Here is a 6680-nt window from a genome sequence, read left to right on the forward strand (position 1 = left end):
CGTCGTCGGCTGTCCTGAACTTGCCACAGCTGCGCCGTGGCTGAGGTCAGACAGCCGCCGCCGCCCTCCGCCCCTGCCCTGGGGTGCGGGGATGGAGCGCAAGGGGGGCATGCCCGCGGCTGCGGTGGCGTGGCTGCCGGCTGCCGGTGGCTGTCTGGAGTGAGGCCCCAGCTTTCCTCGCGCGGCTGTGCGAGCACGGGTCAGTTCTGATCGGATCTGGTGGCCTTAATTCTTAGTAGGCCTAGGCCGCAGGGTATGGCCTTGCTCTGCGCAGATCCATTGCCCTGCCGTCGTTTTACTCATCCATAAGTGCACTTGTACTGCTAGAATAAGGGCCGCACCAAAGGCCCCTAGCCCATCGCCTGCGGTAATCCAATCTCTGATCTCGCCATCACTGCTCTATTGCTTTAAGCAGCTGTGTTGCCCCGATCAGTTGTCACATCTGGCAGCTGATTCATGGATCTTTATCTCTCATCTAGCTCTGAAATAGCCCCATCCCACTCGCTTGTGATCGCAGCCGGTGGCGGCCGTGATCTGTCCTGGTCCCAGCAGCGGGTTGCCGCTGAGCTGCTCGCCCGCAGCGGTGGCCGCCTTGTTCACCTGTTGCTCCACGGCGGTGCCCGCGGCGCTGATGCCGCCATTGGTCGCGCTGCCCAGCAGCTGGGTTGGTCAGCCCTGGTTATGCCCGCCCAATGGCAGCTCCATGGGCGGGCCGCTGGGCCAATCCGCAATCGGGAGCTACTCGAGCAGGCCGTTGCCCGCGCTGTTACCCACAGCTCTCCTGGCTCTATCGCTTCGGTGCTGTTAGTCGCCTTCCCCGGTGGTGCCGGCACCGCCTCGCTGGTGAGAGAAGCCCGCCGTATGGCGTCGCGTTCCCCGGTGCCGATCTCGGTGGTCGAGGTCAGTGCAGCTGCCGGGCTCTGGGCCGTTCCAGTTGGCGCCGGCTGCTCCTGATCACCCAGCCCAAGCCGTTCGCGCCCCTGGCGCTCCGTTCCGTTCTTTCCATCCCCATCGCCTTCTCACCGTCATGGCTGTTCTCACCCCCATCCCCGCCGCTGCGGTCACACCGCTAGCGGCTCCTCCGGTGGCAGGCCCCGCCTGCTCCCTGCAGCGCTCTGGTTCCCTTTGGCAGCTGGGCAGCGAGGCACAGGAACTCACCACCGCTATCTCCCAGCTAGCCGAGCAGCTGGAAGCCGATGATCCCGAGCAGCGGGCCCTGGCCCTGGCCGAGCTGGAGGCAGCCCTGCTGGCAGAAGAGGGCAATAAGCAAGCCCTCGCCGCTAAGGCCGATGCCACCTGCTGGGTGATTGAGCACCTGCGCGGTCAGGCCACCTACCGGAGCCAGCAGGCCAAGCGCCTCGCCGATCTGGCCCGTAGTGATGCCGGCAGGGCCGATGCGATGGAGGAGTCCCTTGTCTTTGTCCTCACCCAGCTGCAGCCGGCCGCTACGCGTTTCTCCTTCCCCGATCACGAGCTCACAAGCCGCAAATCCTCCGCCGTGGTGATCGACGACGAAGAGGCCCTCGATCCCGAGTGGCTCACCTTCTCCACCACAAGCAAGCCAGACAAAAACGCCATCAAGGAGGCCCTCAAGTCCGGCCACCAGATCACCGGCGTCCAGCTGCTCAACCGCCGCTCCTGGCGCATCCACTGACGGGGGGCAGAGCCCCCCGCGATATGGGTCTGCTGCAAGGGCGGGCCCATACCCCTTCCACTCAAATCACCTCTCACATCTCAGTATTCCCATGGCCACCGCTGTCTTCTCCACCGAGCAGATCGCTGCCCTTTCCGCTCCACTAGATCGCGCCAAGGTCCAAACCCGCAGCCAGGCCGGCCGCTCCCTGGCCTACCTGGAGGGGTGGCAAGCGATCGCAGAAGCCAACCGCATCTTTGGCTTTGACGGCTGGCAACGCGAAACCATTGCCGTGCAGTGCGTCTCTGAGCGGGAGCGCACCCTGGTTAGCAGCAGCCGTGCCGGCTGGGGTGTCACTTACACCGCTCGCGTTCGTATCCGTGTCGGGGATGTCATCCGAGAAGGCAGCGGTGCCGGCCACGGCATCGACGCCGACCTGGGCCAGGCCCATGAATCAGCCCTCAAGGAGGCCGAAACCGATGCCATGAAACGAGCACTGATGACCTTTGGCAATCCCTTTGGTCTGGCGCTCTACGACAAGCAGCAGCGTGAGGTCACCAGCTCGGCCACCCGGGCCCCCAAAGTCAACCCGAGTAGCAGGCCAGCAGAAGTGGTGCCTGGGCGCCAGCCCCAATCACCTGCGCAGCGAGAGATAGATCCCAGCCTTGATCCGCTCGATCCAGGCACAATCCAGCAGATCCTCGACACCGTTCGGGGCCTTCCCCGCCCTGCTCTGGAGGGCTTCACCAAGGCATTCCGCAAGCGGTTCCAGGTGCCGGAGGAGGCCGCATCGATCGCCGATCGGATTTGCCAGCGGCGTCACCATGACTGGATTGAGACGTTTCTGGTTCAGCACCAGCAGCTGGTGGCCTGAGCCTCAGCGGTGCAACAAACAGCGCAGCAGTTTCAAGATGCGCGCCTGGTATGGGTAGCCAGAAACGGCTAGCCGCCTACGCACCTATATGAATAGTCAGCAGGAAAGCGGCACCAGCATCGACGCCAGCGAAGTGGTCGACTAGTCGATCGTTGCGTGGCTTGACCAGCAAGCCGTCTAGGTTTCCGTAAGCCCTGAGCACATAGCTGTGGAAATCTTGCTCATCGTCGTCTTGGCAGTGCTCTTTGCCTGTTACACCAGTGCTGTAGCTGAATCAAAAGGCCACGACACCAGTGCTTGGTTCTGTGGGGGCCTTTTTTTTGGACCGCTGGCGCTGTTGGCTTCGATTGGGCTCCCTGATTTGAAGCTCCGTAGAGCCATAAATGACTTGCTTCCCCCCCCGACGCTTGGGCAGGGACCTAGAGAGCTAGATCCGCCAGAGAGAATTAGGCGCCAGCCTGCGGCTGATTAGACAGCGCAATATGTCTATCCGCCTAGGTTTCCGTATGCAGAGTTGCGCCAGTAAGCCAAGCCGCAAGCTGCTCGAATCCGCCGGATTGGCGGCCACATAGGCGCCGGTTGGCTGGTTAGAAGCCAACACCAAGCGCGCCCTGGAACAGATGCAGATTGTGGCGTGAATTGCAGAGCATTCAGTGGACCTGATGGAGTGCCAGCAGATTCCGCAGTAGGGCTGATGCTGGGATGCTCAACCTTCAGTCAACTTGTTGTTTTTTGAGGAAAGCTGCTTGGCTTTTTCATAGCGTTGCAAAATCTTGTCATGACGAGCACCACCCCCAGCTGGTCTTTTATTCCCGTTGACTTGATTCCAGGCATCTATCGCCGAAAGATAAAGTTTTATCAGCTTTGCCTCTGATTTGTACTGCTTTGCCTTGCGGAGAAGAATAGCAGCACGTTCAAAATAGAAAGGAGCAGGAATTTGCCCCGCCTGCTCCATTGTTCGCAATTCAGCCTGGCAGCAATCCAGCATCTTCGGTAGATCATGCTTGTATTCATCGGCCAGCTCCCAGGTTTGCTTGCCATCAACCAAGTTTGCTCCGCCCGTCATCTCAGCAACGATTTCGCCCCATGGCCTTCCAATAAAGTGGTTTAAGTCAACAGGCTTATCTTGCTCCCAATCGGCCACCGATGCACTACCGCTCAAACGGCAGTAGTCAGACCAGATTTCATCTGAATTGCTTAGCTTCAGCGGGCAGTCAGAGTTGCGGGTCAGGCTCTCAAGGCGTTCCAGATTATCCTTTGCTACCTCGAGACGGCTAGAGCGAGTGATTTCATCTTTTGTGCGCTCTGCGATTTCAAACGACTCTTCCATAACCTGCTTGCAACGCAGGAAAGTTTCAGCCCATGCCTTCTGAATATCAGTAAGACCACCAACTGCATCGTCTGCACCGGCAAGCTCTCTCCTGATCTGTTCGTCGCCAGTAAGGTTTGTTTTGCTGTAGCCACTTTGTGGCACAGTGTTGCTGTAATTGCCGCGTGCAGATGGTTGGCGCTCAGCATTAACTCGCCTACTCCTTTCCAGGTTACTGCTTAGTGCCCATACTGCTAAGACCACTACACACAGCAGAATAAACAAGACCACGATTTCGAATTCGGCTTAGAGTAATGATGGCAAAGACAGTGGGTAGCGCAACTGCACTGGTTCTCGGATTGCTCATGTTCCTCCGGACAGCTTTTGGCGTCAGGCGGTGAGCTGGACGCTGCCACTCGATCAGCCAGCATCACGCTGCACGCCCGAATGCCATGCCCCAGGTCGCCGTGTTCTTCGCTGACGGTGACGGCTTCGGCGTCGAGATGGTGCAGGCGCTAGATGTTTGCCACGCCCAGGACATCGCCCGAGCGCAGCACCCGTCAAGCAGCTCAGCAGTGCTCGCTGAGCTGCTTGACGGCCCAAGACCGCTAAAAGCTGCTGGCTGCGTGGCTTAGGGGGGGTGTGGTGAGGAACTGAGCGTAATACACCATGCAAGATTATCAAAACTGAAAAACACCTGAGATTCTTTTATTTCATGATTATCGATCAGATGCCTTGTGGGCGCTTAGAACTTTATGGTCCTTGTTTGGGCAAGTGCTGTTATGGCCGATTTGCGGCTCCCCATCCGGACATGCAGTAGAAATAGTTGCCCTTGAAATTCCCTCTAGCCGCAATACGCCAGCCCAAGTGAATAATCCCATACCTCCACATTTCCATCCTGTGCCAGCGACTCGTGGATCATGTCCTCTGCCGCCTCCTCCTAGATTTCTAGGATAGAAACATTGGACTTCACTGCAGTTCCCCCCTCCTACATATGCCCAGCCGACAGGACACTGATTCCCTTCTGCAATGTCAGCACCTTGCTGAGTGATTACTCTTGCCGGATTATTTTGTGAATCTTCACCCTTCATTGCCCTAACGCAACCCAGGTAATCTTTGGCCTCTAAGCATTGCTTATGAATCCTTGGATCTGGCTGGGCTATGGCTGGCAATGCCATCAGCACTGCGGCAGAAGCGATTAGAAACTGGCGCATGGGAAATCGTTATTTCTATTTACGATACTCGCTATGAAGGCTGTCAACAGTGGGGGCTGAGCTGCTCGACGGCCAGGACCGCCAAAAGCTGCTGGCTGCGTGACACAGGGGGAAGCGTGAGGTCGGTGGAGCCAGGGAGTTGTTCACCTTCGTCCACGATCCGGCAGTACTCGCGATCGTCTGAGCAGTAAATGTCGGCGTAATTGCGTCTAACCGCTGGGTAGGCCGCGTCGTGCTCTGGCATCTACGCAGGCGCCCCACTGGGGTCCACCTGCTTCTAACCCTGGGACTAGAAGCCCCCGGTTGGCCGTCAAAGCGCAGGATGTCGCTGCCAGAGACCAGAAAGCCCCGCTACTGGGCCAGCAGCGACACCTCATAAGCAGTAAGGGCATCGGCAATCATTTGCCGCAGGGCTGGATCAGCCCTCACTTGGGCCAGGAACCGCCGTAGCTCGCTCTGGGGGGCGGCAGCTCAACAAGAACAGAAACCTAGAACTGCCGGCAGGACAGGCTTCAGCGGCTCTTGACGCAGTACCCACCTGATGAATACCAGCCCAGCGGGCATCCCTTGCCGCTCTTTTGAATCGCTTCCCGCTCGTTACTGGGGCTGCTGATGCAGTAGTTGCCAGAGGAATAAAAACCCAGCGGGCAGCCAGCACCACTTTTCTCAATGGCGCCGCGGGTGTTACCACCAGAGCTGGGCACGCAGTAGCCGCCAGAGCTGTAGTAGCCAAGAGGGCAGCCTCCAACCTTGGGCAGCGGTTGCACCGGCTGCTGGGCTAGGGCACTTCCTGTCGCCAAAGCTGCAATCGCGCAGGCAAGAAGCAGCCGATTGCGGCCCAACGTCTTTTGAGGCATAGATACAGATTGGCGCAGATCAGCCAGCTGCAACCAAGTCATGCAAGAACCGCATGAAAAGGCTGCCGGTGCAAACTCCGGCAATGATTAGACGGTTTCTGCTGGGTGTGCTGGCGTTGACGGCCATGGCCTGGCCACGCGAAGTATTCGCTCAGGGCGTCAAGGCCACGGTGCTCTCCATCGGCGATGGCGACACCATCCGCGTGCGGCAGGCCGGCAAAGCCCTAACAGTGCGGCTGGCCTGCATCGATGCCCCCGAAACCGCCCAGGGCCCCTACGGCCAGCAGGCCCGCAACTACCTGCAGCAGAGGCTCCCTGTCGGGCGCGAGGTCATGCTCGAGGTCAAGACCACCGATCGCTACGGCCGCTCAGTTGCCGAGGTGATCTCTGACATCAACATCAACCTGGCGCTGGTGGAAGACGGCCAAGCCTTTGCCTACCGCCAGTACCTTAGTGGGTGTAACGCCAAGGAGTATCTGGACGCTGAATACCGTGCCAGCCGGCGGCGCTACGGGGTCTGGCAGGTGGAGGGCGGCATCACCCGGCCCTGGGACTTCCGCCGCGCTCGCCGCTCTGCCGTCATCCCTGATGGCACCACCCCGGGCGGCCGCCGTTACCGCTGCAGCGAGATCAGCTCCTATGACCGCGCCCAAGAGCTGCTGCGCCAGGGGCATAGCTACCTGGACGGAAATGATGATGGAGAGGCCTGCGAAATGTTGCGGCGCTGAACAGCCAACAACAAGCAGCTGAGGCAAGCTGATAGGTGGCTGCAGATCAAAGGAATGCCACGCCT

The 6680-nt window shown here is 59.4% G+C and carries 8 protein-coding genes and 1 pseudogene; 5 read left to right on the top strand and 4 right to left on the bottom strand.

The features are described 5' to 3' along the window. Window positions 1-507 precede the first annotated feature (507 nt). The 3 genes from KBY85_RS15405 (at window position 508) to KBY85_RS15415 (ending at window position 2507) form a co-directional block, all read left to right on the top strand. Window positions 508-954 carry a DUF2493 domain-containing protein gene (locus tag KBY85_RS15405; protein WP_254962343.1) on the top strand — a complete coding sequence of 149 codons (447 nt, stop codon included), beginning with the start codon at window positions 508-510 and terminating at the stop codon, window positions 952-954. 73 nt (window positions 955-1027) lie between these two features. Continuing rightward, the gene (locus KBY85_RS15410) at window positions 1028-1654 is read left to right on the top strand and encodes a siphovirus Gp157 family protein (RefSeq protein WP_254962344.1); all 627 of its coding nucleotides are present in this window, start codon (window positions 1028-1030) and stop codon (window positions 1652-1654) included. A gap of 91 nt (window positions 1655-1745) precedes the next feature. After that, window positions 1746-2507 (top strand): RAD52 family DNA repair protein, encoded by a 762-nt coding sequence (locus KBY85_RS15415; RefSeq protein WP_254962346.1) that lies wholly within the window; start codon window positions 1746-1748, stop codon window positions 2505-2507. 706 nt (window positions 2508-3213) lie between these two features. Here the strand turns inward: KBY85_RS15415 and KBY85_RS15420 are convergent. After that, window positions 3214-4101 carry a hypothetical protein gene (locus KBY85_RS15420; RefSeq protein WP_254962347.1) on the bottom strand — a complete coding sequence of 296 codons (888 nt, stop codon included), beginning with the start codon at window positions 4099-4101 and terminating at the stop codon, window positions 3214-3216. 167 nt (window positions 4102-4268) lie between these two features. Between KBY85_RS15420 and KBY85_RS15425 the strand changes: the two genes are divergently transcribed. Further along, entirely contained in the window at window positions 4269-4451 is a 183-nt protein-coding gene (locus tag KBY85_RS15425; protein ID WP_254962348.1) for a hypothetical protein, read from the top strand. A gap of 622 nt (window positions 4452-5073) precedes the next feature. Here KBY85_RS15425 and KBY85_RS15430 read toward each other — a convergent pair. The 3 genes and pseudogenes from KBY85_RS15430 to KBY85_RS15440 all read right to left on the bottom strand — a co-directional run bounded on the left by KBY85_RS15430 (window position 5074) and on the right by KBY85_RS15440 (window position 5929). After that, window positions 5074-5274 carry a hypothetical protein gene (locus KBY85_RS15430; protein ID WP_254962349.1) on the bottom strand — a complete coding sequence of 67 codons (201 nt, stop codon included), beginning with the start codon at window positions 5272-5274 and terminating at the stop codon, window positions 5074-5076. Window positions 5275-5381: 107 nt separating this feature from the next. Next, window positions 5382-5477: pseudogene (locus KBY85_RS15435) on the bottom strand (Nif11-like leader peptide family natural product precursor); the annotation flags it as partial. 65 nt (window positions 5478-5542) lie between these two features. Further along, window positions 5543-5929: a hypothetical protein gene (locus KBY85_RS15440; RefSeq protein WP_254962350.1), complete on the bottom strand. Its 387-nt coding sequence runs from the start codon at window positions 5927-5929 to the stop codon at window positions 5543-5545. An 83-nt stretch (window positions 5930-6012) separates the two neighbouring features. On the opposite strand from KBY85_RS15440, the gene KBY85_RS15445 reads away from it, so the two are divergent. Next, on the top strand, window positions 6013-6615 hold the full coding sequence (locus tag KBY85_RS15445) for a thermonuclease family protein (protein ID WP_254962351.1): 603 nt from the start codon (window positions 6013-6015) through the stop codon (window positions 6613-6615). The last annotated feature ends 65 nt before the right edge of the window (window positions 6616-6680 follow it).

It is taken from the genome of Cyanobium sp. BA5m-10 (assembly GCF_024346255.1).
Taxonomy (GTDB): Bacteria; Cyanobacteriota; Cyanobacteriia; order PCC-6307; family Cyanobiaceae; genus Cyanobium_A; species Cyanobium_A usitatum.

Excerpts from the sequence above, each read along its gene's own strand:
- KBY85_RS15410 (WP_254962344.1), top strand. The coding sequence starts at position 1,028 with ATGGCTGTTCTCACCCCCATCCCCGCCGCTGCGGTCACACCGCTAGCG.
- KBY85_RS15415 (WP_254962346.1), top strand. The coding sequence starts at position 1,746 with ATGGCCACCGCTGTCTTCTCCACCGAGCAGATCGCTGCCCTTTCCGCT.
- KBY85_RS15425 (WP_254962348.1), top strand. The coding sequence starts at position 4,269 with ATGCCCCAGGTCGCCGTGTTCTTCGCTGACGGTGACGGCTTCGGCGTC.
- KBY85_RS15430 (WP_254962349.1), bottom strand. The coding sequence starts at position 5,274 with ATGCCAGAGCACGACGCGGCCTACCCAGCGGTTAGACGCAATTACGCC.
- KBY85_RS15440 (WP_254962350.1), bottom strand. The coding sequence starts at position 5,929 with ATGACTTGGTTGCAGCTGGCTGATCTGCGCCAATCTGTATCTATGCCT.
- KBY85_RS15445 (WP_254962351.1), top strand. The coding sequence starts at position 6,013 with ATGGCCTGGCCACGCGAAGTATTCGCTCAGGGCGTCAAGGCCACGGTG.